A 25,401-nucleotide genomic window follows, 5' to 3' on the forward strand; every position below is an offset into this window, starting at 1 on the left:
AGATCAAAAAGAGCCGTTGGCTTCAGCATTCAGCCAAGCCACTGGAAGGCCATCCTTCGAGAGGACGGGAAACCTACGCTTTCCCCTTGACATTACTCATCATGGATGTCCCCCCTTTTGCAAAGTGGGGAACGTGCGGCCAGCTGCTGCGCTTCGTGACAGACAGCTCTGAGCTTTCCTGGAATTCCCGAATCACCATAAAAAAGGCAGCGACCGTGAGGGTCGCTGCCTTTTTCTTTTCCTGATGTGCCTTGCCGCTGCACGGCAGCCTTTTGGGCCTTTAGAAGGCCTCGAAGGCTTCGTCGGAATCGTTGTGAGCCATGCCGATGTCGACGCCGCGCTTTGCAACGGACCGCGATACCGTCGCCTTACGCACAGGGTTTAAAACCGGAGCCGGTTGGTACTGTTTCGCTTGCCTCGGGGCCGCTTGCCCGGGAAGGCCGCTACTCTCCCCTGTCTTGAAGAAGCTGACGCTCGACTGCAGCACCTCGGCCTGGGAACTTAGCTCTTCCGCAGTGGAGGCCATTTCCTCGCTGGCAGATGCATTCTGCTGGATGATCTGATCGAGTTGCTGTATCGCCTTGTTGATCTGCTCTGCCCCGATCCCCTGCTCACGGCTCGCTGCGCTGATCTCCTGGACCAGTTCGGCTGTTTTCAGGATGTCGGGCACCATTCGGACCAGCATCTCTCCGGCCTTCTCCGCGACGTCGACGCTGTTGGCGGACAACTCCGAAATCTCTAACGCCGCCCCGTGGCTTCGCTCGGCTAGCTTCCTGACCTCCGCTGCCACCACTGCGAACCCTTTGCCATGGGTGCCGGCCCGAGCCGCCTCTATCGCAGCATTGAGTGCCAAAAGGTTGGTCTGGCGAGCGATCTCTTCAATGATGGTGATCTTCCCGGTGATCTCCCGCATCGCGTTAACGGTCTGCTCTACCGCCTTGCCGCTCTCCTTGGCGCTTTCGGCACTACGCGCCGCTATCTTCTCGGTCTGTTGGGCATTGTCAGCATTGTGACTGATGTTCGAGCTCATCTGTTCCATGCTGCTCGATACTTCTTCTGCTGCCGCAGCCTGCTCGCTGGCTCCCTGGCTCATCGCGGTCGAACTCGTGGAAAGCTCCACGCTCCCAGCTGCCACGTTGTTCGAGGCGCTCTGCACCGAGGCTACGACCTCCTTCAGGTTGCCAACCATTTCGTTCAGGGCTTGGGCCAGTTGTCCGACCTCGTCCTTGCTCTCCACGACGAGCGTCCTGCTCAGATCGCCCTGGGAGACGGCATGGGCGAAATCTACACCTTTTCGCAGCGGGGCCGTAATCATCCGGGAGATGACGAAGCCAAGGAACATCGCGAGAGCCATTCCTCCCGCAGCGGTTCCGAACATAAACACGGTGGCTTCGCGCGCTATCTCCGCATTCGATTCGGCGGTACGCTTGGCTTGGCTCACCTTGGAGTCCACCAGCCGGTCCAGCACCTCCTGGTAGTGCAACGCGGCCTTCTTGCCGTCCCCCTGGAGAATGCTGCGGGCCTCGGCATCCCGGTCCATCTTGGCAAGCTCCATCACCTTCTCAATGTACTGGCCGTACTCGACCCTCACCTTTTTGTAATCGTCGACCAGCTTGCGCCCTTCCGCAGTCATGATGGTCTTTTCGACCTCAGTGACCTGCTTGGAGATTTCAGATCGCAGGTCCTTGATTGTCCCGAGGATCTTCTCCTTTTCCGCGTTGTCGTTCGTTTCCACCAGATCTCGCAGGTTGATCCGGACGCGCTGGAAGGCGACTGCGATGGTGCCTATCTCCTCGAGGGGGACGGTGACCTTTTCGTAGAGGAGGGTATCGGCCGATTTGATGGTATGGATCTTCGTGGTCCCTATCCAGCCGATTGCTCCGGCGATTACGGCCAGCAGCATGAAGCTGCTGAGCAATTTTTTCCCAATACCCATATGCAGGAAAAATCCCATATGACCCCCAGTGTTGGAAATTGTCTCTGAATGCCGGTGACCGCACCAGAAGACATCGAATTTATATTAACTTTCGTTCCTTTCGGTGGGCGCAGAGAAACCTTTAGGATTACGTAAACGGTAAGAGTCGTGGACATGACTGGAGTCGAAGCCCAAAGATGATTGAGTCTAACGCATCACAACCTGCGCCGAAAAGCGGCAAAGCCCGGCTGCCAGTAGACTTAGCCACCAGGATTCTGCCGCAAAAGCTCGCGGTCAGCCTGTTCTTGTTGCCGGCAGGTTACACCTTGGCCGTGTGCTGCTTAATTCCCGATCTTTAAATAAAGTGAATGCAATGATGCCCTGAGGTTCGAAGGGCGGAGCTTGATCGGGCCCTCGCCCCACTGACCAGAAACCGCTTTACGGTGTTGCGGCACCCCCGATCCTCTCTCAGGGATCGGGGGTGTTGTGGTTGCTTACGGTATGGCCGGGCCGGTTACTTGTTGAACCGCCCCCTGGCGCCCAGGTACAACAGGAACAACGACCCTCCCAGCAAGGCAATTCCAAGAAACCCTACCGGAGTGAAGCGCTCCCCCAAAAGGAACCAGGCCAGCACGGTCGCGACCATTGGCTCCACAAGGGTGCTGATGCTCGCTGACGTTGCCGATGTCGAGCGCATACCGTGAAAGAAGAGGAGGTAGGCGAGGGCTGTCGGTATCGTTCCGAGGTAGACGAGCAGCGTCCAGGCCAGAGGGGGATACGTCGTCACGATCCCCTGTGAGTGGGCGAAGCCGAACAGCATGACAGCCCCAAGAGCGAAGCTGATGGCAAGGGACTGGAAGGGATCGCGGTGGGCGGCCAGCTTCTGCGAGACCAGGGTCATCATCCCGTAGCTGAAGGCAGAAACCAATGCGAGCGTGATGCCGGCGGTATCTGCACCGGAGATCTTTGATTCTTCCTGGAACAGCACCAAGAGGCTCGTGCCGGAAAGGGAGCCGACGAGGGCTACTAACGAGATCCTGGAGGGGCTTTTCCGGGTGAAGGCGACCGAGACGACGGCAACCAGGACCGGTGCCGTGCAAAGGGTTACCACGGTCGCTACCGCGACACCCGTACGTGCTATGGCCCCGAAGTAACAGACCTGGTACAGCGCGGTGAGTAGTCCGACGAGCGCCATCAGCGCAAGATCCCTAACAGATACGCGGAACGTTTGCCTGCCTTGCCTGATCCAGCACACCGTGAACAAAACGGGAAGAGACATCGCAAGCCGAAACAAACCGATAGAGAGAGGATTGGTCGTGGCCAGTTGGTAGATGGTTTTGGAGGAAATGCCGACGGTCCCCCAGAGGACGGCGGCGAACATGATTAAGAGAAGCCCGTGGCGCGATTCGGCGCGGGCAGCGTGTGTAGACTGCATGTAAAATCTCCTTGAAGCTCAGAGGGAAAAGAAACTCTCAGAGGTCAAGGCAGAAAGGCACAACTCTAGTGGGAACGCTGGACGCGAACGGGAGGGGGTAGCTGCCAAACTGCCTTGCTAGGCGTGAATGGCGACGGGAGGGGGTAATATGCTGGAGAAGGGATAGTACATGCGAGTTGTATATCAGCAGCCGATCTTGATTGTCAACAGATTCGCTTCGCACCGCCCGGCATCGATTTCTCGATCCCCACATCAAATTCCAGCTCGGGGACCTGCTAAGCATGGTAAGTAAAGAGACTTTGCCAATGGCGCTATCATCCCCTTCGCTCTCTCTTAGCCAGGCCGGCCCCCGGGATCACCTTCCATGCGGTTTTTCGAAGTTCTGTGGCTGCAAAATACTCTTGCACATTAGTCAATAATGCAGCTATACCTATCGAGATTTTAAGCGGCAAGTAAACTCCGCATCAACAAATCCGGTATGCTTGGCAGCGAAAAAGCTGAGAGCACTGAGGCGTTGCCTTACATCAACCAGCAAATGGATGCAAGGTGCAGCTCTGAAATTGCAATCGCAGTCAAACTTTTCACATGTATTTTATTGAAATTAAGCTCTGCAAAGGTTAACCCACTGAAAGGTGGGGGCACAAAGCCACAGGTCCTCAGTTCTTTCTCGAACCGGACGGCTGGGTCACCAGAGAATCTGAAAAAGGGGGATGATATGAAAAGAGTGGCTCTGCTGTGCTCGGCGTTGGCTTTGTTCGGTTGCGGAGGCGGAGGGACGAGCCCCGGTGGTGGCGTAAGCTTGGACAACACCGGTTCTACGAGTCCTGCCGCGGGCTTGGCGGTAAAACTGGTCGATAGTGGCACCTCTGCTAAAACCGGCAAGATGGTGGTGGCAGGAAACACAGGCACTCTACCGGCCCCGAACAAGATAAGGGTAGTTGCCAGGATAATAAAGACAACCTACCCCATCGATACCTATTACGATGCAGCCTCGGATACCGAGGTGCCCGCAATTAACTACGATGGTTTGACACACTATACCGATAGCTTCGGCTTAAACAGCGCCGTTTACCCGAGTTGCGGTGGCTTGTCATCCGTTGTGCTGGACAGCTCCTGCAACCCGACCGGAGCGGTCGTTACGACTACGACGGCTACCCATCATATAGCACCGGGGGCGACTGATTATAAGAAGGTTATCGATCAGGATTATGCGGGGGGCAGTCTGACGGTATTCCTTCCGGTGAACGATGGCTACACCCTGGACTTCATAACGAGTGCGTACGATGCAACCACTCAGAAGAACTCGATACTGAAAGTGGGATCTATCACGGGCGTCAATGTAACCGCCACCGGCGGAAGTGCAACGGTGTCGATGGCTGGCTTTGACAGCATGGTATCGTACAATCCGGTAGCTCTCAGCAACACGAAGCCTGACCTGACGCAGATCACTTCGGAGGAAAAGTACAACCTCACGGTTACGGTCAGCGGCCCCTTGAAAACCAGTTTCACGGTAGGGCAGTCCTTGTCGAACACCCTCCTGCCGACGGCAAGCCTGACGAGAGGAACTTCCGGTGCGCCCGTCTCCCTTACCGCACCGACGTCAACGGCTCCCGGCTTTTTGTACTTCCAAGGGGTGTTCAACCTGGACGAAGCGCTGCTTAAAACCGGTGAATCGGTATCAAATTGGAGCCGGGTTTACCCCAACCCTGCCTATGGCGAATCTGCCTACACTGATCTCATCTATCTTGTGGGGATAACTATCCCGTAAGTGTGCCGCCCGGGGGGCGCTTCACGTTGGTGCCCGCCTCCTGGGTTGAGAGAGGTCAGGCAGAGTCCCGCCGCTGTTGTCCGCTAGCTTCTCTGCAGAAGCAGTGGGGCACCGTCATCGAACCTGGAAATACCAAGGCCCCCGGCATAAGCCGGGGGCCTTTTGTTTGTTTGGGATACGCTGATAAGAGGAGCGGTAGCCTTCCTCCTGTTCACCGCGCTGCAAAACCGGAGCTATTTGTCCCGGTGGGCATATCTGATAGATCAATCCCCCCCGGAGCCGGCGCGCTCGCTGCGCTTTTCCAGCATGATTCCCAGCATGGTCTGATCCACCTTCGCCATGCCGACTGCCGAGATCCGGCTCAGGTTGCGGATGGTCTCTTCCGCATGCTTCCCGACAAAACCCTCCTCTTCGGTGATACCGTGCCCGACGAGCGCCATGTAGGCCGCGCGTATCGCCGCGTCGGTTGAACTGACCACTTTCAGGGCGCAGCCACCCTTGGCTCCGTCGCAGAGCATCCCGCCCAGGTCGGAGATGATGGTGTTGACGGCCAGGTCGATCTTGTGCAGGTCGGAGCCCGCCTGCTGGTAGACGATCGCGACGGCTGCGCCCACCCCCGCGGCGATGGCGCAGCCGCAGATCGGGGCCAGTTCGCCGGTGTGGCACTTGATGTAGGCGTTCACGATGTGCGAGAGCGCGATGCTGCGCAGGATCCTCTCTTCGGGGATGTGGAAGAAGAGCCCCACGTTGTAGGGAACCAGGATCGCCACGATCCCCTGGTTGCCGCTCCCGCCGCTGGACATGACGGGGTAGGAAAGTCCGGCCATGCGCGCATCGGAGGCGGAGGCCGTGAGGATCTTGCTGGAGGAGACGACGTCTGCCAGCAGGAAGCCTTTGCGCACCAGTTCCTCGACGTAATGCCCCACCTTGACGAGCTGCTTCCCTGCTTCGGCAACCCGCAGGTTCATCTCGACGCCACGCTTCAGGTAGTCCAGGTCTTCCGGCCCGATTTCGTCGAGCAGCTCCAGGATCTGGGTGAAGGTCATCTCCTTGAGCGCGGTCCGGTAGGGGTGCCCTGTGGCGGTTCCTCCCGCCTCCGCGTGGACCAGCAGCCGCCCGTCGCATTCCAGGTGCACCAGATCGGTGTGTCCACCTTCGAGTACCGCACGTGCCACACTGTCGCCGCTGCGCACCGTCGCCTCGATATAGAGGGAGGTCCGCTCTTGTGCCAGCAGCACCTCGACCTTCCCGGCAGCTACCATCTCCACCGCGCGCCCGAGCAGCTCCGGGCTGCTCCCGGACAGGATCTCCATCTTCAGCTGTGGCCGGGAGATGAGGGCTCCCAACGCGGCAGCGATGACGTTTCCCTTGAGTCCGCCGGTCTCCGGAACCGTTACCGCGAACCCGTTCTTGTAGACCCCCGGGTCGACCAAGACGGTGATCTCTTCCGGTGTTCCGTTTAGCTGCGCGGCGGCGAGGCTTGCAGCGTAGGCCACCGCGATGGGCTCGGTGCAGCCGAGCGCGGGAAACACCTCTGCCGCAATGATGTCCTGGTAGATCCCCATAGTCTTCTCCGTATTTAGGAAGTGGATTGCGTCTTGGCTTTCGATGATCGGCACCCGTCCTGTGCCGCCAATTTGGTGTCGGTCCCTTTTACAGTGGCAGCCCCTTTTTTGCGTGTTCCTTCATAGCCTGGACCGAGGTGGCGCCGCGACTATATGTCAATATCTGCATGTTGTAAATTAAAAGTGACGAAGATCGTGGAAGGGTATAGGGAGCCAGGAGGTACGGCTCTTGGGGAGGCCGACTCTCTCCTGGTGCCCCTTCATGGTCGGGGGAAAAGAAGCAGGATACCTTGGCTTCAGGGCTTGACCGGGAAAGTTTGGTTTGTATTCTTTAACCTTTGGGCCGCAGAACTGTCTGGACTCCTGCGAGCTCCCTTCCAAAGCTGGGGAGCTGGTAAGAGCCCGAACTCGGAGAAGACCAAAGGAGGGTTCATATGAAGAGCCAGGAAACTTTGCTGAGATCGATCGAAGAGGTAGTCAACGCGGGCAAGACGGTGATAGTTGCCGACAAGAGCGTGATCGAAGCGATCATGCAGGAGTCGCTCGCCAAGGGGCGCACGGTGACCTTCTTCACTCCCCCTGCCCAGGCTCAGGCTGTCATGCGCTTGTACTGGAGCCCGAGACGGATCAAGGAGATCGGGATGGAGCGGGTACCCGACGAGGAGAGGGCCAGGATCGAGTCGGAGCTGGGCGTACCCGCGCCGGCCGGGTTCTCCAATTACGTTCAGTGCTCGTGTGGCGGCGTTTATGGCGATTTCGAGTTCATGCAGCAGGGGATCCGGCAACACGGAAAGGAGTGGGTGAAGGGCGTTTTGGAGCTCAAGAAAACGGCTACCCTGCGTCTCAACCCGAGCCAGGATGCCTTCTGCCCAAAATGCGGACAGCTCCTGGCGCCGGGACACTGGTGCCGCATGCAGGCCGACGACGGAACCCTGATCTACGGTTGCTGCACGGGTGAAATCCCCGGTCCCGTACTCGCTTGAGGTGGATTCTCGATCCTTATCCCCTCGCAGGTTGCCCTCATCAGAGTACCATGCTCGCCATCTGCCACTGTATCGCTCTCCTTGTCCCCCCCCTTTCACCCGTACCTCTCTTTCTTTCAAGCCTGTGCGCTCGCGGCTGCTGTCAGCATAAGCGGCAGCCGGAAGCGGCTTCTTGCAGCCGCCCCGTGTAACCTAATTTTCAGTTGCTAATGGTGGCGTTCTTCCCTATTCTGTAGCCCCTTTGGGCTGTTACCTTGTACCGTGCGGGGGTGAGGATGAGGCGTGCTCTGTTCCACCAGGCAGTTCGAAGTTTGTTCACCGAATCGAAATGGCTGTGGCGGATCATCCTGCTCACCGTGCTGGTATCGTCAGCCCCGCTGGCGGCACACGCGGCAGATACCGTTTTCACGAGCAGTGCAGCCTTCAAGGAGGAGCTGAACCGGCTGGGGGGCGAGGCGGCGCTCATGGTCAAGGCCCCGGTGGATCCTTACCTGCTGCAGACGGCCGCAGTTGCCGGGATGTTCGCGCTGAGCTACCACTACGATCAGGACATCCGATCGGATCTGCAGGCAAACCGCAGCCGCGGTCTCAACCGCGCGACGGATGCCGGGAACATCATGGGCGATCCCTATATCCACCTTGGTGTGGCGGCGCTGGTCTACGGAGCCGGTGCGCTGAGCGAGCGGCCCAAGGTGCAGGAGCTCGGCGAGAAGCTGGGGGAGGCGCTCATACTCTCCGACGTTTCGACGTTCGTGCTGAAACAGGCCATCGGCCGGGCGCGTCCTGCGACAGGCGCCGGATCGGGAAGCTTCCGGCCGTTTCAGTTCAAAAACGACTACGATTCACTTCCGTCTCTGCATACGGCAAGCTCGTTTGCCGTGGCCCACGTGCTGGCCAGCGAGAGTGAGAGCCTGCCGGTCAAGATCCTCTGCTACACCGGCGCGAGCTTCGTCGGCTTCTCGCGCATCTACCAGGGGAAACATTGGGCGAGCGACGTGGTGCTGGCGGCGGCTATAGGGGAGTTGGCGGGGAATTCGGTGACCAGGTTTCGGGAGCTGAAGCCGGGTAAGGTTACGCTGGCCCCGACGGTCATGGGCGGGACGCCGATGCTTGCGCTGCAGGGGAAGTTTTAGAGGGATTCGGTGCTGGCAGTGGTCAGTCGGTGAGGCTGAATCCCCCCTGTCCCCCCTTTTTCAAAGTGGGGAACGTCAGGCTCCTGCAGTACTTAGTTGATACTGTTAAGTCGCTACGGGCATTGTCTGAAGAACCTTATAGATGGGGATGCGAGGGCGGCTGCCACCGATCCTGGCAACGCACAGATCTTATGAGAACATATGCGCCGGGCTGCTGTGAGCACCGGCTATCGCTAAAGGAGCTTTTGCATGTTAGACGCTGTCATCTTCGACTTCGACGGGATCATCGTGGACACCGAGCCGCTGCACTACAAGGCCTTCCAGGAGATCCTGGTGCCGCTCGGCCTCGGCTACTCGTGGGAGGAGTACCTGGAAACCTACATGGGCTTCGACGACCGCGACGCCTTCCGTGAGGCCTTCAAGGTGGCGGGACGTTCGCTTTCCGATGCCGAGTTGAAGAAGATGATGGAGGAGAAGGCGGAGGCCTTCCTGTGCATCGTCTCCGGCGGGGTCGCACCGTACCCGGGTGTGGTCGAGCTGATCCGCTCCATCTCGGGGAACCTGCCGCTCGCCCTTTGCTCGGGTGCACTCCGCAGCGACATCGATCCCATTCTCACCCAACTCGGCCTCACCGGCGCCTTCGATACGCTGGTAACTGCGGATGAAGTGGCCGCCAGCAAGCCCGATCCGGAAAGCTACCGCGTCGCGGTGCAACGCCTCCAGGCGCTCTATCCCGGGAAGGTCGACGCCAGCCGCGGCGTCGCCATCGAAGATACCCCCGCCGGCATCGTCTCTGCCACCGGCGCGGGACTCAAGGTCCTTGCCGTCACCAACAGCTACCCCGAGGAGCGCCTCTCCGGCGCCTGGCGCGTGGTCAACTCGCTCGTCGGAATCGATCTGGAAGGACTCCGCCTGCTCCCTTGAGTACCAAACTCCCCCCCACACCGATTGAAGAGATCCTCCCCGAGTTGCTGACCGCACTCGCGGGAGGGAATGTCGCCGTCCTCCAGGCCCCTCCCGGCGCGGGGAAGACGACGCGGGTGCCGCTTGCGCTGCTTGACTCACCGTTTGCAGCCGCCGGGCGGATCATCATGCTGGAACCGCGCCGTCTCGCCGCGGTGAACGCCGCGCGCTTCATGGCCCAGGCGCTGGGTGAGGAGCTCGGCCAGACGGTCGGCTTCAGCATCCGCTTCGAGCGCAAGGTCTCCGCGGCTACCCGCATCGAGGTGGTTACCGAGGGGATCCTGGCGCGCAGGCTGCAGAGCGATCCGCTCCTCGAAGGGGTCTGCGCGGTCATCTTCGACGAGTTCCACGAGAGAAGCCTCACTTCGGATCTTTCGCTCGCCCTGTGCCGCGACGTCCAGCTCGGCCTGCGCGAGGACCTGCGCATCCTGGTCATGTCGGCTACGCTGGACGCCGGTCCGGTCGCGGCGCTCTTGGGCGGCGCACCGCTCATCTCAAGTGTCGGCCGGAGCTTTCCGGTCGAGCTGCGCTACCTGAACGCCGAGCCCACGACGAGACTCGCCGAAACCGCCTGCGCCGCCGTTGCCCGCGCGGTCAAGGAGACCCGGGGGGACATCCTGGTGTTCCTCCCCGGCACCGGGGATATCCGGCGCTGCGAGCGCCTGGTCAAGGATGCGCTTCCGGCGGATCTCTTGGTGGCGCCGCTTTACGGCGATCTCCCCTTTGCGGCCCAGCAGCAGGCGATCGTTCCGGTGCCGGGGCGGCGCAAGGTGGTGCTTGCCACCAACATCGCCGAAACGAGCCTCACCATCGACGGGGTCCGCGTGGTTATCGACACCGGCTATTCCCGCCAGCTCCGCTTCGATCCCTCCAGCGGCCTGAACCGCCTGGATACCCTGCGCATCTCCGCGGCCTCTGCCGAGCAGCGTGCCGGCCGCGCCGGGCGCCAGGCCCCCGGCGTCTGCTACCGGCTCTGGACCGAGCACACCCAGCGCACCCTGCTCCCCTTTACCCCTGCCGAGATCAAGGTTTCCGACCTGGCACCGCTCGCGCTCGACCTGGCGCTTTGGGGCGTGCCGGATCCCGCCGCGCTGAGCTTCCTCGACGCGCCCCCCGCCGCGCACCTCACCGAAGGGCGCGCGTTGCTCAGGAGTCTGGGCGCCCTGGACGCCTCGGGTGCCATCACCCCCTTGGGGCGGCTCATGGCCGCGCTCCCCATGCACCCGCGCCTGGCCGCGATGCTCCTGGCCGGGGAGTCGTTGGGGACGCCCGCGCTTGCCTGCACGCTGGCGGCGCTTTTATCTGAGCGCGACATCATGCCGCGCGGCACCGGCAGCATCACCGACAGCGATCTGCTGGACCGGGTGGAAGCGCTGGAGCGGCGGCTCGACCCGCAGGCCAGCCGCAACATCGAGCGGGTGGCCGCCTACTTCCGCAAGGCGCTCAGGGCAGGGGAGGGCGGTCCGCGTCCCGATGCGGCCCAGGTGGGTGAGCTGCTCATGCGGGCCTACCCGGACCGCATCGCCCGCGAGCGCTCTGCCGGCTCCGGGCGCTACCTGATGGCCAACGGCACCGGCGCGCGGCTCTCGAGCCGCTCCAACGTGCGCAACCAGCAGTTCGTCGTGGCGGTCGAGGTCGAGGGGGCCGGCGCCGAGGCGGAGATCCACCTGGCGAGCGGCGTCTCGCTCGAGGCGGTGCGCGAGGGATGTGCCGCTGCGATCACGCGCGGCAGGCGGGTCTTTTGGGATGAGCGGGAGGGGAGGGTTATCGCGCGGGACGAGGAGCGCCTGGGTGCCTTGCTGCTCTCGGAGCGGCCGGCGCAGGCGCGCCCCGAGGACCTGGCCGAAGCGCTGGTCCAGGGGATCTTAAGCGGCCGGGGGCTCGCCGGGCTGAACTGGACCCCTGAAGCGCAGGAATTTCGCAACCGTGTGAACTTCTTGGCGCGGGTGCTGCCGGATGCGGGGCTCACCGAGCTTAGCGACCAGTACCTGCAGGAGGAAATCGGTACTTGGCTTTTGCCGCACCTCTCGGGGGTGCGCAGTTTAAACGCCCTGGCCCGTGTGGATCTCCTGCAGCCGCTCAAGGGGATCTTCAGCTGGCGCGAGTTGAAGCTTATCGACGACGAAGCGCCCACCCACCTCTCGGTACCCAGCGGATCGCGGGTGCGGCTCAGTTACCCCGAGCATGGCGAGCCTTTTTTGGCGGTGAAGCTTCAGGAGATGTTCGGTCTGGCGGAGACGCCGCGGGTGGCGCAAGGCAGGGTGCCGGTGCTCATCCACCTGCTTTCGCCGGCACGCCGCCCGATCCAGGTGACCGCGGATCTGAAGAGTTTCTGGAACGGCGCCTACCGGGAGGTCTGCAAGGAGCTCAAAGGGCGCTACCCCAGGCACCCCTGGCCCGATGATCCCTGGGAGGCCCAGGCGACACGGCACGTGAAGAAGCGGATGTAGAGCAAGGCGCTCTGGTACAAGGGACACAAAGGACATAAGGGACTTAAAGGGCGTAAGGGATCCAGAGGAGGATCTTTGCGTCCTTTTGTCTTTTTACAGTCTTTGCGGTGGAGTGAGGTAAGGGACCGTCAGTTGAGGTTGGTGAAGACGATGGAGCCGTTGCTGTGGAGGTAGGTGCGGATGCTGCCGGCCACTTCCGTAAAGCCTGCGCCGCTGTTTAGGTAGCTCTCGGTCACGTTGGCGCCGTTTTTCCAGAGTTCGAAGTGGACGTGGGGGCCGGTGGACCTGCCGGTGGAACCGGACAAAGCCAGGGTCTGCCCGGCGGTAACGCGCTCGCCAACGGCGACATCGAGCCGGGAGTTGTGCCCGTAGCTGGAAATGCTCCCGTCGTCATGCTGGACCCGCACCAGGTTCCCGTAGCCGCCGTGGGAGGCGCTCTCGATGACCTTGCCGGCCGCGATCGCCTTCACCTGGGTACCTGGCGGGACGGCGATATCGATCCCGTTGTGGTGCCGTAAGGTGCCGTCGATGGGATCGTGGCGCCAGCCGACTTTGGAGGTGAGCACCCCCTGCACCGGCAAGGTAGACTCCTGCAACGTCGGGAGGCTGTGCTCGGTTACCTGCTCGGGCTGCGCCTGGGCTGGGGCTTGCACGTGGAACTTGCGCTTGAGGGACGCTTTGGAGGCTGGGGCCGGCTTTGTTTCCCGCATCACCCGGACGCCGCCGCTCGAGGTGGGGGTGTTGGTATAGGTCTCCACGCCGTCGTCGTCGGTGTACTTGTAGAAGTCAGCGCAGGCAGCCGCGGGAAGGAGAAAACAGCAGGCAGCCAGCAGGGCGGTAGCCAGGGGGCGTCCCCGATAAATGCCGCCGTTATGTTCATGTGCCGCAAAATTAGGCAATGATTGCTCCGGATTTGGTGATTGCCACCCAGTAAAAGGGGGGCTGGGGCGCGGGAAATGGCGCCCTCGTGACTCCTGCGCGCGGGCTACTATAACCGCATGGTGCGGCAATGGCAAGATCCCACGATGTTTTGTACCGCCACTGCAAGTTTTCCTAAGCCGTGCCATGGAATTGGCATCTCGCTTGCTGTAATGGGATAGCTTTCGGTGATGATCACGTAACTTCCTGAAACATCGATTTCAGCCCGTTGCTCATTGCCTAAAATTTACGCACCGCTGCATAAAAAGGAGGCTGTATCGTGGAGATGTTCGGGCAGAACGTGTTTAATCAGACAGTTATGAGAGAAAGACTGCCGAAGGCTGTATTCAAAACCCTGAAAAAAACCATCGATGAAGGGCTGCCGCTCGACCCTTCCATCGCTGATGTCGTAGCGACCGCCATGAAAGAGTGGGCCGTCGAGAGGGGCGCCACCCACTTCACCCACTGGTTCCAGCCGATGACCGGCATCACCGCCGAGAAGCACGACTCCTTCCTTTCCCCCTCCGAGGGCGGCGCGCTCATGGAGTTCTCCGGCAAGGAGCTGGTGAAGGGCGAGCCCGACGCTTCCTCGTTCCCGAGCGGCGGCCTGCGTGCCACCTTCGAAGCCCGCGGCTACACCGCCTGGGACTGCACCTCTCCTGCGTTTCTGAGGGAAGAGGCCGGCGTGGTCACCCTGTGCATCCCGACCGCCTTCTGCTCGTACACCGGCGAAGTGCTGGACAAGAAGACTCCGCTTTTGCGCTCCATGGAGGCCCTCTCCACCCAGGCGCTGCGCGTGCTGCGGCTGTTCGGTAACACCACCGCCACCCGCGTCATCTCGACCGTCGGCGCCGAGCAGGAGTACTTCCTGGTCGACAAGGCCTTCTACGATAAAAGACCGGACCTGATGATGGCAGGCAGGACCCTCTTCGGCGCCATGTCCTCCAAAGGCCAGGAGCTCGAGGACCACTACTTCGGCACCATCAAGGAGAGGGTGCTGGCGTACATGAAGGAAGTTAACGAAGAGCTGTGGAAACTGGGCGTCACCGCCAAGACCCAGCACAACGAGGTGGCCCCCGGCCAGTTCGAGATCGCCCCGATCTTCGAGAACACCAATATCGCTACCGACCACAACCAGATGGTCATGGAGACCCTCAAGAAGGTCGCCACCCGCCACGGCCTGGTCTGCCTGCTGCACGAGAAGCCGTTCGCCGGCGTGAACGGCTCGGGCAAGCACAACAACTGGTCCATGAGCTCGAACGACGGGCAGAACCTGCTCGAGCCGGGTCACACCCCGCACGACAACGCCCAGTTTCTGACCTTCCTGATGGCGACCATCAAGGCTGTGGATACCTACGCAGGCCTTTTACGCGCCACCTGCGCCAGCGCCGGCAACGACCACCGTCTGGGCGCCAACGAAGCGCCGCCGGCCATCATGTCCATCTTCCTGGGCGACCAGCTCTCCGATATCCTCGACCAGATCGTGGCAGGCGACGAGAAGTCTTCCACCAAGGCCGGCGAAATGAAGATCGGCGTAAGCACCCTGCCGGCACTCCCCATGGATGCCACCGACCGTAACAGGACCTCGCCGTTCGCCTTCACCGGCAACAAGTTCGAGCTGAGGATGCTCGGTTCCTCCTTCTCCATCTCCGGGCCGAACATCGTCATCAACACCATCATCGCCGACGTGCTGCAGGAGTTTGCCGACCGTCTCGAGAAGGCGACCGACTGCGACGCCGAGCTGGAGAAACTGCTCCAGGAGACCGCCAAGAAACACCAGCGCGTGGTATTCAACGGCAACAACTACTCCGACGAGTGGGTCCAGGAAGCCAAGAAGCGCGGCCTGCTGAACATCCCGAACACCCCGGAGGCACAGAAGCAGCTGATCACCAAAGAAGCCGTCGCGGTATTCGCCAAGCACAAGGTCTTCAGCGAGAAAGAGATCCACGCACGCTACGAGATCGTCATCGAGCAGTACGTCAAGACCTTGAACATCGAGGCACTGACCATGATCGACATGGCGAACCACAGCATCATCCCGGCCGCGATGGAGTACGCTACCACGGTAGCTTCGTCCATCAATGCCGTGACCGCGGTCTCCGCCAAGCTGAACGTCTCGGCCCAGAAAGAGCTTCTGGAAGAGCTCTGCGACAAGCTGGCTGCCGTGAGCGCCGAGACCAAGAACCTGGAGAAGGAGCTGGAAGCTACTCTGGCGATCGCCGACCTGGATGAGCAGGCAGCGGCGTTCCGCGCCAAGGTGTTCACCAAGATGGACGATCTGCGTGCCAACGCCGACGCACTGGAGAAGATCATCGCCGCCAAGTACTGGCCGCTGCCGACCTATCGGGAGATGCTGTTCCAGCTCTAATCCCAGGTTGGCTTGTTTGGTTGTTGAAAAAGGAGCTCCCTTGCCGGGGGCTCCTTTTTTGTTGGTCTTGGTGGATTCCCACGTTTTAAAGCGGGGAGGCAAATCCCCCTGTCCCCCCTTCGCAAAGGTTCTTCCGGGATTTCCGGGGAGGGTTAAAAAAATAAAACGACAACGACAGCTACTGGGTTATTTTGATGGTTCCCCAACCTATCAAAACTCAGGAGGCCGCCGTTGTCGCATCCCGATCTTATCTCATTTGCTGGAGGGTGGGAAGGATATCGTGTAAGAAACACCACCACTACTGGCACAGGCAATGAGAAGCGAATCGAAATTGAATTGGTTCCTAAGTTTCAAGAGCAGTTACTGTGTCCATGTTGCGGAAAACAGTGCACAGGGGTCCACGAGACCACCAAGCGGATCGTTCGAGACTTACCCATCCTGGATGCACGAACCTACTTGGTCGTTCACCACCGACGACTCTTCTGTCCGCAATGCGGGCCGGTGCTGGAAAGCCTGCCCTGGCTGGCAAAACATGCACGGGTTACCGGCCGCTTGGCTGCGAGTGTGGCTCGGCTCTGCTCGTGGCTACCAATAAAGCATGTAGCTGAGTTCTACGCACTGTCTTGGGACCAGGTTAAAGAGATCGACAAGCGTTCACTACAGCAGCGTTTTGGCTCTGTTGATCTCTCCACAGTTGAAGTCATCGGCATGGATGAATTCGCCCTTCGTAAGGGACATCGCTATGCCACAGTGATCGTCGAGCCGCACCGCAAGGAAGTGCTTTTCGTAGCTAAAGGAAGAAGCCGCGAAAGCATTCGCCCTTTCTTCCAGCAACTCGGCGATGAAGGACGCAAACGACTCAAAGCTGTTGCTATGGATATGAATGGCGCCTTTGAGGAGGAGGTAAAAGCCAACTGCCCTCAGGCTGCAATTGTCTATGACCTCTTCCACGTGGTTGCAAAGTACAGCAGAGAGGTCTTGGATCGGGTCCGCAATGCTGAAGCTGACCGCATCAAAGATGACAAAAAGGCCCGCAAGATAATCAGAACATCGCGGTGGCTGTTGCTACGTAACAGCCGAAATGTAAAAGACGGCGATATGGTTCGCTTACAGGAGTTACTGCAAGCCAACCAGAACCTCCTGACGGTTTACCTGCTGAAGGAGGATCTGAAGCAATTATGGCGTTTCAGGTGCACCGAGGAAGCTGAACTATTCTGGGAACAGTGGTATCGACGAGCGATGGAAAGCAAGATCCCCCAGCTCGTGCTCTTTGCCACCCGGTTGCAGGTCTACCTTCAGGGCATCCTTAATCACTGTCTCTGGCAATTGCACACCGGCATCCTCGAAGGCATCAACAACAAGATAAAAGTGATCAAGAGGATGGCCTACGGTTTCCGGGACCACGACTACTTCTTCCTCAAGATCAGAGCCGCTTTCCCCGGAATTCCCGGATGAACCTTCGCAAAGGGGGGAACGCGAGTGCACCTGGTGGAGTGGATAGCAACCTTCCTTGATGCCTCTCAGGATTTCCGGATGAACTTATCAAAGGGGGGACCTTGGGGTCGCTGCGGTACCCGGTGGAAGGTGGCAGTTTCTTCCTGCAACCTTTCTTCCTTTCTCAGGGGAGGGTGGTAGGTGGTCTGTTTCGGTTAATGGAACCATATTTTAGGTTCCCCAGAAATAGCACGTAGGAGCAAGGTGGTAGAGCGGTAAACTCTTTGCGGGTAGCTGCCTAAACAATGGGCAGTGATGACAGGAGGTGTGCCTTGCATTTAGGCAATGAGGTCTTTCTCGGGCCTGAACAACAGCTTGCCGACTGCCTCAACATTTTGATATATTTGCCTTTGTGGCGTTTCCTGTCCTTTGGCAAAAATCTTGCTGGCAACAACCCTAGCGCGCTGCGGGAGTACTTGATTAAGGTTGCTTTTTGACATCAAGCTCTCTATAATTTGCGCGCACTGAAAAACGGAGCGGAGGGTACCTGTCTTGAAAAAAGTCGAAGCAATCATTAAACCTTTCAAGCTTGATGAGGTCAAAGAGGCCCTCAACGAAATCGGTATCCAAGGGATCACGATCGGTGAGGTAAAAGGGTTTGGTCGCCAGAAGGGGCACACGGAACTGTACCGCGGCGCCGAGTACGTGGTGGACTTTATCCCCAAAATCAAAATGGAAATCATCGTCTCTGACGAGGTCGTCTCCAAGGTGGTTGATGCCATCGAGCAGGCTGCGAAAACCGGCCGCATCGGCGACGGCAAGATCTTTGTAACTCCTGTGGAAGAAGTTGTCCGCATCAGGACCGGTGAAAGGGGCGAAGACGCCCTCTAGTCCGATCGATTTTACCCACTTTGAAAGGAGACTGTAGATGACACCGAAACAAGTTGTGGAGTTTGCCAAAGAAAACGGCGTGCTGATGGTAGATTTCAAGTTCATGGACTTCGTTGGTATCTGGCAGCACTTCACCGTGCCGATGAGCGAGTTTGGCGAAGACACCTTCGAGGAAGGGCAGGGCTTCGACGGCTCCTCCATCCGCGGGTGGCAGCCGATCCACGCCTCCGACATGATCATCATCCCGGATCCGACCACCGCAAAACTCGATCCTTTCACCGCTCTGCCGACCCTGTCGCTCATCTGCGACATCTTCGATCCGATCACCAAAGAAAGCTACACCCGCGACCCGCGTAACATCGCCAAGAAGGGCGAGGCGTACCTGAAGTCGACCGGCCTCGCCGACACCGCCTACTTTGGACCGGAAGCAGAATTCTTCATCTTCGACGACGTCCGCTACGACTCCTCCGCCAACCAGTCCTTCTACGCCGTCGATTCCGTGGAAGGCGCCTGGAACACCGGCCGCGAAGAGTTCCCGAACTTGGGCTACAAGCCGCGCCACAAGGAAGGCTACTTCCCGGTTGCTCCGACCGACTCCCAGAACGACCTCCGTAACGAAATGGTCATCGAGCTCCAGAAAGTCGGCATCCGCGTCGAGTGCCAGCACCACGAAGTGGCAACCGGCGGCCAGGCCGAGATCGATATGCGCTTCAACTCGATGGTCGCCATGGCTGACGATCTGCAGTGGTTCAAGTACGTCATCAAAAACGTCGCCAACCGTAACGGCAAGACGGTAACCTTCATGCCGAAGCCGCTCTACGGCGACAACGGCTCCGGTATGCACTGCCACATGTCCCTGTGGAAGGACGGTACCAACCTGTTTGCCGGCGACAAGTACGGCGGGCTCTCCCAGATGGCCCTGTACTACATCGGCGGTATCATCAAGCACGCTCGCGCCCTGTGCGCCTTCACCAACCCGACCACCAACTCGTACAAGCGTCTGGTGCCGGGCTTCGAGGCTCCGGTTAACATGGCGTACTCCAGCCGTAACCGTTCGGCGTCGCTGCGTATCCCGATGTTCTCCTCCAACCCGAAAGCCAAGCGCATCGAGTACCGTACTCCGGACCCGAGCTGCAACGGCTACCTCGCCTTCGCCGCCATGCTGATGGCGGGCCTCGACGGCATCGAGAACAAGATCGATCCGGGCCAGCCGCTGGACAAGGACATCTACGGCCTGTCTCCGGAAGAGCTCTCCACCATCCCGTCCGCTCCGGGGAGCCTGGAAGAAGCTCTGAAGGCCCTGGAAGCCGACCACGAGTTCCTCCTTAAAGGCGACGTCTTCACCCTGGACGTCATCGAGAAGTGGATCGAGTACAAGACCGAAGCCGAAGTGAACCCGGTCCGTATGCGTCCGGTTCCCCTCGAGTTCGCCCTGTACTTCGACATCTAGTCGGTAGCGGCAGCAACGTAGTACGAGAGGCGGGGTTCATCCCCGCCTCTTTTTTTTGCTGGAAATATTCCTTTTGCAGAGAGCTCCCTGTCCCCCCTTCGCAAGGGGGGGGACGCGAGTGCGCCAGCAGGGGGTGGGTCGCAACGTTCTTGATGCTTCCGGAATTCCCGGATGAACTTTTTTAAAGGGGGACATGATGGCGCCTGCAGGTAGATCGAACCACGGCTTCCCTGGAAATTCGTGAAGAACCATTTCCCACTCTCAGGGTGTCGGTCTGCTCATGAAGTGCTTGAACGGCCCGGGGAAACCTGCTACTTTCCAGAAATCGCGCAGGTCGGCACGCAGCCGGCCGGAAGGCGAGGGGAGGGCGCTGGTTTGCAGCAACAGGACAGAATAGGGAAACTCATCGAGTGGTTCATCAAGGCCGCGCTCAGGCATGCCGAGGCGATCGAGGCGATACAAGAGGAGGTAGCGGGCCTGCAGGTGGCCGCGCTCACCAAGTACTTCAAGGCGCTGCAGGGCGAGGCGGGTTGGCTGCCGCGCTTCAGCGAACTTTTGCAGCACGAGAACCCGGTCATTGCCGGGATGTGTGCGGTGTATGCCCTGCCGCTCGATCCCGAGCGCTGCCGCCCGGTGCTGGTGCGCCTGGCGCAGATGCCGGGGTTGATCGGCTTCAGGTCGCAGGTGGCCCTGCAGCGTTGGGATGCCGGCGAGTGGCAGGCGCTGTAACGTTCGTAGGCTTACTTCGCAGCTGAGTGAAGCTCTACCAGATCTTATTCAAGGAGGCAGGCATGTCTGAATTCAACAACGTAAGCGTGGTTAAAGAGGCCAACATCTACTTCGACGGCAGCGTCACCAGCCGCACCATCTACTTCGCCGACGGCTCCCGCAAGACCCTCGGGATCATGCTGCCGGGCGAGTACACCTTCAACACCGGATCTGCCGAATTGATGGAGATCCTCTCCGGCGACCTCACCGTGCTGTTGCCCGGCTCTTCCGAGTGGGTTGCCGTGAAGGGGGGCGAGGCCTTCGAGGTCCCCGAGAACTCCAGCTTCAAGCTGAAGATCGCCGCCATCACCGATTACTGCTGCTCGTTCCTCTAAAAACCGCTGACAGGGATGAATGGGATAAACGGGATGTGCAGTGCCTTTATCCCCTTGATCCTGTTCATCCCTGTTTAGATCCTGACGATGCCTGAAACCTCGAACCATAACGCTCCTGTTGTCGGACGTTTCGCGCCGTCGCCCACAGGTCCTATGCACCTGGGCTCCCTGGTGGCAGCCTTGGGGAGTTTCCTGATGGCGAAGCGCGCCGGCGGAGCCTGGCTCTTGCGCATGGAGGACCTGGACCTGCCGCGCGTGGTGCCCGGGATCGCGGACGACATGTTGCGCACCCTGGAGACGCTCGGCTTTGCCTGGGATGGCGAGATCGTCTATCAGAGCCGGCGCACCGAGGTTTACCGCGAGGCTGCACACCTCCTCATGGAGCGCGGCCTCGCCTATCCCTGCGGCTGCACCCGCAGCGAAATCGCCCAGATCGCCTCGGCCCCCCACGAGGAGGGGCTCATCTACCCGGGGATCTGCCGCGATGGTCTCCCTCCGCAGAAGGTGGAGCGGGCCCTGCGCGTGAAAGTTTACGACGAGGTGATCAGTTTCGACGACCAGGTGATGGGGCACTACAGCCAGCATCTGACCGGGTCCTGCGGGGATTTCGTGATCCACCGCGCCGACGGCCCGTATGCCTATCATCTTGCGGTGGTCGTGGACGATGCCGCGGCCGGCGTGAACCAGGTGGTGCGAGGGACCGACCTCTTGAGCTCGACACCGCGCCAGATCTACCTGCAGCGCATCTTCGGCTATCCGACGCCAAGCTACGCGCACCTGCCGCTGGTGACCGGCCCCGCCGGCGGGAAGCTCAGCAAGAGGGATAATGCCGTGTCCCTTGCCGCCGGTGGGAACCTCGCCGCCGAGGCGGGCGGGCTGCTGCTCGACGCGCTGCGTTTCCTGGGACAAGCCCCTCCGCAGGAACTGCACGGCGCTGCTCCCGGCGAGGTCCTTGCCTGGGGAGTGCAGCACTTCGACGTCGCGGCGGTCCCCAGAGCTTCCGCTCCGTTTGATCGCAGCCCTTTATGAGGGGGGCATCGGTACAAGTGGCACCTATTTCGTAACAAGGTTCATTGCCTGAATGCTACCTATACACAAGGCAAATCCCCCCGGTCCCCCTTCGCAACGGGGGGAACGCTGGGCTCCTGCTGGTGCACACTTGTCGACGCTGCACGGAATTTCCGGATGAACCTCACAACTTGGGAGAAGGTAATTAAAAAGGGAACCGGCTGAACTGGTTCCCTTTCTTACTATCTTCCAAACATCCTGCGGCGTTGCCGACTCCGCTGCCGCGACCCTGATCTTGCCGCTATCCTTGATCCAGGAATTCCGGTGCGGGGCGCGGCTGTACAGGCACCGGCGCGTGCTCGCGTTTTTCCAGCCCCTCCCTTATCTGGGTGCCGACCCGGTTGCCGAGCTTGCGGTCCATGAACCAGGCGCGCACCAGTGAATCGTTCAGCTCGGCGCACCCGGTGAGCAGCAGCACGCCCAGCGCGGCCCCGTGCCTAACCCTCATGACGCTCCGCCTTGCGCTGCTTCTCGACCTGGCGCCATTTCTCCAGCTCCGCCTCGGTGACCGGCTGCCAGGGCGGTACGGTGGTCGGGTGCCAGTTCTCGTCCACGGCCACCATGGTGAACTGGCCGCTCGCGCCGCGCCGCTTGGTCCCCTCGATGACGTTTTCGACCTCGACTTCCACCTCTACCTCCATCGAGGAGCGCCCGACGTGGATGATGGTGGCGCGCGAGTAGACCACCTCGCCCATGTTGATGGGGGTGTGGAAACAGATGCGCTGCGCGCAGGCGGTCACCACCCGGCGCTGGGAGTAGCGCCAGCAGGCGACCCCGGCGGTTTTGTCCATGATGCTCATGATCACGCCGCCGAAGATGTTGCCGTAGCCGTTGGTGTCCTTGGGCAGCAGCGTTTCGATCAGTTCGGCCTTACGTTTGTGCTCCATTGATCCCCTCCTCTTCTAACGTTGCAGAAATAAGCCGCTTCAGCTGTTTCAGGTTGGCCCGCTCCATCGGTTTGCCCGTGATGCTGCTCACCGTGCGGTTATGTCGCTCCTCTACCGGATAGACCGAGCACTCCACGGGAACGCCCTGGTCCTCCAGGTAGACATGGATGTAGTCGTTGATGCGCCCCCCCTTGCGCACCGAGACCGTTTCCGTCTCGAAGGGGAGGCCGTGCTGCTGCAGGAGCTCTTCGACCTCTTCGACCGAGTCGGCAAAGAGGTGGATGTCGATGTCGCTCTGGCCGGTCACCGCGCCGGAGAGCACCGACCCGACCAGGTACGGGGAGAAAGGCTCGAAAAGCTCGAGATAGCCGAGTGCCGTTAGCCGCAAGGTCAGCAGCCTCTCCGGGAGCGCCGTCTCCTCGCGGGCCGCGATCAGCCTGGCCAGTTCGTCGTGGATTTCGGTGTTACTCGGGAGATGTGCTCCCAAGGAGAGCGCTTTCTCCGGTCCGAAACGCTTGGCTGCCTTGCGTTTTGCGTCGCGGTATTCGCGCACGCCATCTTCGTACATGAGTCGGGCCGCCTCGACGGCCACCTGCTCCCGTATTCTGTCCGGCTTTCTCACGATCACCAGTATAGCCGATGATGCGCGATATGATACGCATTATCCGGAATCGGTGCAGCGGGAAAAATCACCCTCCCATTAAAAAAGGGGTTGACTCGGGCGGCTGGCATTTGCTATAAGAGGGAACTCGCTGAGCGGGAATAACTCAGTGGTAGAGTGCAACCTTGCCAAGGTTGAAGTCGCGGGTTCGAACCCCGTTTCCCGCTCCATTTATCTACAAGGAATCCTGAGCGATTCTTCTTTTTTAAGCCCCGGCTGTGCATGCTCCTTCGCATGCAGTCGGGGCTTTCGCTTTTCTCCCCCCTCTTTCCTCTCTCCCGAACCCGACTTTAGCCAATTCACGGTTATTCCCGCCAAATCACCCGGTCCGGTTTTCCGTGCCGCCGATCTTCAATCCCACGAGTTTGACAATCAATTATTCTAGAAGCGTTTTTTTTAAATTGAGTTTCATTGTAGTTCGTTGGATCAAATCTTGTAGTACTTCCTTAAGGATAGCGTAAGCTCAATAGATCATAGGCTTTGTGTCGGGAATATAGCCTGTTGTGAGCGTGTCTGGCACTAATCGCTAATAAATAATGGCTAATAAAGAGCTGCCTTTGGCAGGAACCGGCACAGCCCCGACTGCGGCATCGCTCCAAATGTAAGCCTGTTGTACGGATGGCTCGGGGCATCATCGCGGCAGGGCACCACAGTTCAGATACGTCACCGCTGGCTGTCTTTTACTAAGACGAGGGGGGCATTTATGTTGAAGAGAGTACTGTCTATTCTCATCTGCTTGCTGTCTGTCGGGGTCCTGTATTCTTGGGCTGCCACCACGTGGCAGTTGCAGACGAAGCTGAGCACCTCTGGTGGGACGCTGAAGGTGCGCAACAATGCCACCCAGACCACGGCCGGCAGCGTCGTGTACACCAACTTCACTACCAGTGCCCTGGTGCCGGTGACGGTCTCGGCGAATGTGGGATACAAGATATCCGCCCTGACCAAGAGCGGCACCGCCGTGCCACTGGGGAACTACACCACGCAGTACGCGACGACCTTCAGCAAGGCCAACGGTACGGTGCAGTCGCTGGTTGCCGGCTTCACGGCAAAACAGTACCAAGTTACCGCCACTGCCGTAGGGCCTGGCAGCATCTCAGCCACGTCCGTAATGGTCTCGTACAACAACTCGGCAGTTCTGACGGCAACGCCTACCTCTACCAACTGCTACCTCATGGGGGTAACCGGCGGCACCGTGGCTGATATCTACGGAAGTCCCGTCAGCTATCCCTATGGCGGTGCCGTCAAGATCACCGTCGCCAACGTCACCGCGCCCCGATCAGTCACCGCCACCTTCATGCAGGCCACCGTCAACGCCGGTGTGGACCAGGTAGCGGAGACCAACAAGGTGGTGAACCTGTCGGGAACTCTGACCGGAAGCGGCACCCTCGCCTGGAGCTATGTGAGCGGTCCCGCCGCGGTCGACACCAGCGGCTGGAACAGCTTGACCCCGTCCTTCATCCCCGTGGTTCCGGGGACCTACGTTCTGCAGCTGGCCGAGATGGCGGGGACCAAAGTCCTGGCCAGCGACACCGTGCAGATCACCGTCACCAACTCGGCAACCGGCTACATGCGGACCAATTGCAACGGCTGCCACGGTTCGCGCGGGGTGTCCCCTTCCACGGCATTCTCGTTGTGGTCTACCGGTTCGCACAAGACGGCCGGCGTTAACTGCATAACCTGTCACACCAGTGCCGCGATGCCGACGCCGGTCAACACCAACACCGTGAGCAGCACCACCTTCACGGTGGCGTACGCGAGCGCGGGGGCCGTAGGCTCGAATTTCTGCACCAGGTGCCACCCCACCTCGATCGTGGCGGACTTTACCGGTTCGCCCCACAATGCCAATGGCCTGACCTGCTCGAGCTGCCACGCGGGGGGCGGCCACCTGCCGGACGTAGCCGACGCCGTCTGTAACGGCTGCCACCGCGACGCCAGCGGCAACGTGACCAATCACCCGTTCGCCATCGGTGCCAATCCCTGCGTCGCCTGCCATAACCCGCACAGTACGGCAGGAAGTGCGGCGGGGGCGACGTCCGCCCACTACAACAACCTGACCAGCGCCGGCTACCCGGCCTCCTACGTGACCTCGCGTTCCAACTGCTCGAACTGCCATGCCGACAGCAGCGCAAACCTCTCGGTGCGCCAGCAGTGGGGGCGCTCGGCCCACGCGGCAGTTGCCGATCCCCCCTGGAAAGGGGAGGACTATAAGACCAAATCCGGCTGCGTGCAGTGCCACACCACGACCGGCTTCGTCGCCTGGTCCAGCGCCAGGTGGACCTCAGCCTGGGGGAGCGCCGCCGACAAGACCAAGGAGGTGCTGAACTGCAACGGCTGCCACAGCGACATCGCCGCTGGGGCCTTGCGCTCGGTCACCCCGGTGCGCCCCTATGCCGACGATCCGGGATACCA

Annotated in this window: 22 protein-coding genes, 1 tRNA gene and 1 riboswitch; of the genes, 16 read left to right on the plus strand and 7 right to left on the minus strand. The window is 60.2% G+C overall.

Annotated elements, in window-relative coordinates; all coding sequences use genetic code 11:
* The coding region (locus GMST_RS22095) for a hypothetical protein (protein WP_209011239.1) at positions 1-245 on the plus strand (245 nt) is incomplete at its 5' end.
* 35 nt (positions 246-280) lie between these two features.
* On the opposite strand, the gene GMST_RS21720 is transcribed toward GMST_RS22095, so the two are convergent.
* Entirely contained in the window at positions 281-1,954 is a 1,674-nt protein-coding gene (locus GMST_RS21720) for a methyl-accepting chemotaxis protein (RefSeq protein WP_183356811.1), read from the minus strand.
* Between the two features lie 475 nt (positions 1,955-2,429).
* A complete protein-coding gene (locus GMST_RS21725) occupies positions 2,430-3,350 on the minus strand; it encodes a DMT family transporter (protein ID WP_183356812.1) in 921 nt (306 codons plus the stop codon).
* 605 nt (positions 3,351-3,955) lie between these two features.
* Positions 3,956-4,043: riboswitch (cyclic di-GMP riboswitch) on the plus strand.
* 22 nt (positions 4,044-4,065) lie between these two features.
* Between GMST_RS21725 and GMST_RS21730 the strand changes: the two genes are divergently transcribed.
* The gene (locus GMST_RS21730; protein ID WP_183356813.1) at positions 4,066-5,118 is read left to right on the plus strand and encodes a hypothetical protein; all 1,053 of its coding nucleotides are present in this window, start codon (positions 4,066-4,068) and stop codon (positions 5,116-5,118) included.
* 263 nt (positions 5,119-5,381) lie between these two features.
* Here GMST_RS21730 and GMST_RS21735 read toward each other — a convergent pair whose 3' ends face one another.
* Positions 5,382-6,683 (minus strand): L-cysteine desulfidase family protein, encoded by a 1,302-nt coding sequence (locus GMST_RS21735; protein ID WP_183356814.1) that lies wholly within the window; start codon positions 6,681-6,683, stop codon positions 5,382-5,384.
* A gap of 434 nt (positions 6,684-7,117) precedes the next feature.
* Between GMST_RS21735 and GMST_RS21740 the strand changes: the two genes are divergently transcribed.
* From GMST_RS21740 to hrpB, 4 genes are all read left to right on the plus strand, one after another.
* A complete protein-coding gene (locus tag GMST_RS21740) occupies positions 7,118-7,666 on the plus strand; it encodes a hypothetical protein (RefSeq protein WP_183356815.1) in 549 nt (182 codons plus the stop codon).
* 275 nt (positions 7,667-7,941) lie between these two features.
* Positions 7,942-8,799: a phosphatase PAP2 family protein gene (locus tag GMST_RS21745; RefSeq protein ID WP_183356816.1), complete on the plus strand. Its 858-nt coding sequence runs from the start codon at positions 7,942-7,944 to the stop codon at positions 8,797-8,799.
* Between the two features lie 249 nt (positions 8,800-9,048).
* Positions 9,049-9,723, plus strand: coding sequence for an HAD family hydrolase (locus GMST_RS21750; RefSeq protein ID WP_183356817.1), 675 nt, complete (start codon positions 9,049-9,051; stop codon positions 9,721-9,723).
* Positions 9,720-12,212, plus strand: coding sequence for an ATP-dependent helicase HrpB (hrpB, locus tag GMST_RS21755; RefSeq protein ID WP_183356818.1), 2,493 nt, complete (start codon positions 9,720-9,722; stop codon positions 12,210-12,212). The genes GMST_RS21750 and hrpB overlap by 4 nt, the downstream gene beginning before the upstream one ends.
* Before the next feature lie 128 nt (positions 12,213-12,340).
* Here the strand turns inward: hrpB and GMST_RS21760 are convergent, their stop codons facing one another.
* Positions 12,341-13,111 (minus strand): peptidoglycan DD-metalloendopeptidase family protein, encoded by a 771-nt coding sequence (locus tag GMST_RS21760; protein ID WP_246399997.1) that lies wholly within the window; start codon positions 13,109-13,111, stop codon positions 12,341-12,343.
* 305 nt (positions 13,112-13,416) lie between these two features.
* On the opposite strand from GMST_RS21760, the gene GMST_RS21765 reads away from it, so the two are divergent.
* The 8 genes from GMST_RS21765 to gluQRS all read left to right on the plus strand — a co-directional run bounded on the left by GMST_RS21765 (position 13,417) and on the right by gluQRS (position 21,405).
* Entirely contained in the window at positions 13,417-15,498 is a 2,082-nt protein-coding gene (locus GMST_RS21765; RefSeq protein ID WP_281380079.1) for a glutamine synthetase III family protein, read from the plus strand.
* Between the two features lie 231 nt (positions 15,499-15,729).
* Positions 15,730-16,953 (plus strand): ISL3 family transposase, encoded by a 1,224-nt coding sequence (locus GMST_RS21770; RefSeq protein ID WP_183356821.1) that lies wholly within the window; start codon positions 15,730-15,732, stop codon positions 16,951-16,953.
* Between the two features lie 311 nt (positions 16,954-17,264).
* Entirely contained in the window at positions 17,265-17,429 is a 165-nt protein-coding gene (locus GMST_RS21775; RefSeq protein ID WP_183356822.1) for a hypothetical protein, read from the plus strand.
* 55 nt (positions 17,430-17,484) lie between these two features.
* Positions 17,485-17,823, plus strand: a complete 339-nt coding sequence (locus GMST_RS21780) for a P-II family nitrogen regulator (protein WP_129126904.1) — start codon at positions 17,485-17,487, stop codon at positions 17,821-17,823.
* A gap of 37 nt (positions 17,824-17,860) precedes the next feature.
* Positions 17,861-19,273, plus strand: a complete 1,413-nt coding sequence (gene glnA / locus GMST_RS21785; protein WP_183356823.1) for a type I glutamate--ammonia ligase — start codon at positions 17,861-17,863, stop codon at positions 19,271-19,273.
* Between the two features lie 375 nt (positions 19,274-19,648).
* Positions 19,649-20,002, plus strand: coding sequence for a hypothetical protein (locus tag GMST_RS21790; RefSeq protein ID WP_183356824.1), 354 nt, complete (start codon positions 19,649-19,651; stop codon positions 20,000-20,002).
* Between the two features lie 62 nt (positions 20,003-20,064).
* Positions 20,065-20,376 carry a pyrimidine/purine nucleoside phosphorylase gene (ppnP, locus tag GMST_RS21795; protein WP_183356825.1) on the plus strand — a complete coding sequence of 104 codons (312 nt, stop codon included), beginning with the start codon at positions 20,065-20,067 and terminating at the stop codon, positions 20,374-20,376.
* An 87-nt stretch (positions 20,377-20,463) separates the two neighbouring features.
* Complete coding sequence (gene gluQRS, locus GMST_RS21800) at positions 20,464-21,405, plus strand: tRNA glutamyl-Q(34) synthetase GluQRS (protein ID WP_183356826.1); 942 nt, start codon at positions 20,464-20,466, stop codon at positions 21,403-21,405.
* A gap of 280 nt (positions 21,406-21,685) precedes the next feature.
* On the opposite strand, the gene GMST_RS21805 is transcribed toward gluQRS, so the two are convergent.
* From GMST_RS21805 to GMST_RS21815, 3 genes are read right to left on the minus strand one after another with little or no spacing between them, the layout of a single operon-like run.
* Positions 21,686-21,892 (minus strand): hypothetical protein, encoded by a 207-nt coding sequence (locus tag GMST_RS21805; RefSeq protein WP_183356827.1) that lies wholly within the window; start codon positions 21,890-21,892, stop codon positions 21,686-21,688.
* The gene (locus tag GMST_RS21810) at positions 21,882-22,331 is read right to left on the minus strand and encodes an acyl-CoA thioesterase (protein WP_183356828.1); all 450 of its coding nucleotides are present in this window, start codon (positions 22,329-22,331) and stop codon (positions 21,882-21,884) included. Before GMST_RS21810 ends, GMST_RS21805 begins: the two co-directional genes overlap by 11 nt.
* Positions 22,315-22,953 carry a nucleotidyltransferase family protein gene (locus tag GMST_RS21815; protein WP_183356829.1) on the minus strand — a complete coding sequence of 213 codons (639 nt, stop codon included), beginning with the start codon at positions 22,951-22,953 and terminating at the stop codon, positions 22,315-22,317. The genes GMST_RS21810 and GMST_RS21815 overlap by 17 nt, the downstream gene beginning before the upstream one ends.
* A 134-nt stretch (positions 22,954-23,087) precedes the next feature.
* Between GMST_RS21815 and GMST_RS21820 the strand changes: the two genes are divergently transcribed.
* Both GMST_RS21820 and GMST_RS21825 read left to right on the plus strand, forming a co-directional pair.
* Positions 23,088-23,162: transfer RNA gene (locus tag GMST_RS21820), tRNA-Gly, on the plus strand.
* Positions 23,163-23,776: 614 nt separating this feature from the next.
* The coding region (locus GMST_RS21825; RefSeq protein WP_443093449.1) for a multiheme c-type cytochrome at positions 23,777-25,401 on the plus strand (1,625 nt) is incomplete at its 3' end.

The sequence above is a fragment of the Geomonas silvestris genome, assembly GCF_014193515.1.
In the GTDB taxonomy this organism is placed as follows: domain Bacteria; phylum Desulfobacterota; class Desulfuromonadia; order Geobacterales; family Geobacteraceae; genus Geomonas; species Geomonas silvestris.

Excerpts from the sequence above, each read along its gene's own strand:
- GMST_RS21740 (WP_183356815.1), top strand. The coding sequence starts at position 7,118 with ATGAAGAGCCAGGAAACTTTGCTGAGATCGATCGAAGAGGTAGTCAAC.
- gluQRS (WP_183356826.1), top strand. The coding sequence starts at position 20,464 with ATGCCTGAAACCTCGAACCATAACGCTCCTGTTGTCGGACGTTTCGCG.
- glnA (WP_183356823.1), top strand. The coding sequence starts at position 17,861 with ATGACACCGAAACAAGTTGTGGAGTTTGCCAAAGAAAACGGCGTGCTG.
- GMST_RS21725 (WP_183356812.1), bottom strand. The coding sequence starts at position 3,350 with ATGCAGTCTACACACGCTGCCCGCGCCGAATCGCGCCACGGGCTTCTC.
- GMST_RS21720 (WP_183356811.1), bottom strand. The coding sequence starts at position 1,954 with ATGGGATTTTTCCTGCATATGGGTATTGGGAAAAAATTGCTCAGCAGC.
- GMST_RS21805 (WP_183356827.1), bottom strand. The coding sequence starts at position 21,892 with ATGAGGGTTAGGCACGGGGCCGCGCTGGGCGTGCTGCTGCTCACCGGG.
- ppnP (WP_183356825.1), top strand. The coding sequence starts at position 20,065 with ATGTCTGAATTCAACAACGTAAGCGTGGTTAAAGAGGCCAACATCTAC.
- GMST_RS21750 (WP_183356817.1), top strand. The coding sequence starts at position 9,049 with ATGTTAGACGCTGTCATCTTCGACTTCGACGGGATCATCGTGGACACC.
- GMST_RS21745 (WP_183356816.1), top strand. The coding sequence starts at position 7,942 with ATGAGGCGTGCTCTGTTCCACCAGGCAGTTCGAAGTTTGTTCACCGAA.
- GMST_RS21735 (WP_183356814.1), bottom strand. The coding sequence starts at position 6,683 with ATGGGGATCTACCAGGACATCATTGCGGCAGAGGTGTTTCCCGCGCTC.
- GMST_RS21765 (WP_281380079.1), top strand. The coding sequence starts at position 13,417 with ATGTTCGGGCAGAACGTGTTTAATCAGACAGTTATGAGAGAAAGACTG.
- GMST_RS21730 (WP_183356813.1), top strand. The coding sequence starts at position 4,066 with ATGAAAAGAGTGGCTCTGCTGTGCTCGGCGTTGGCTTTGTTCGGTTGC.
- GMST_RS21810 (WP_183356828.1), bottom strand. The coding sequence starts at position 22,331 with ATGGAGCACAAACGTAAGGCCGAACTGATCGAAACGCTGCTGCCCAAG.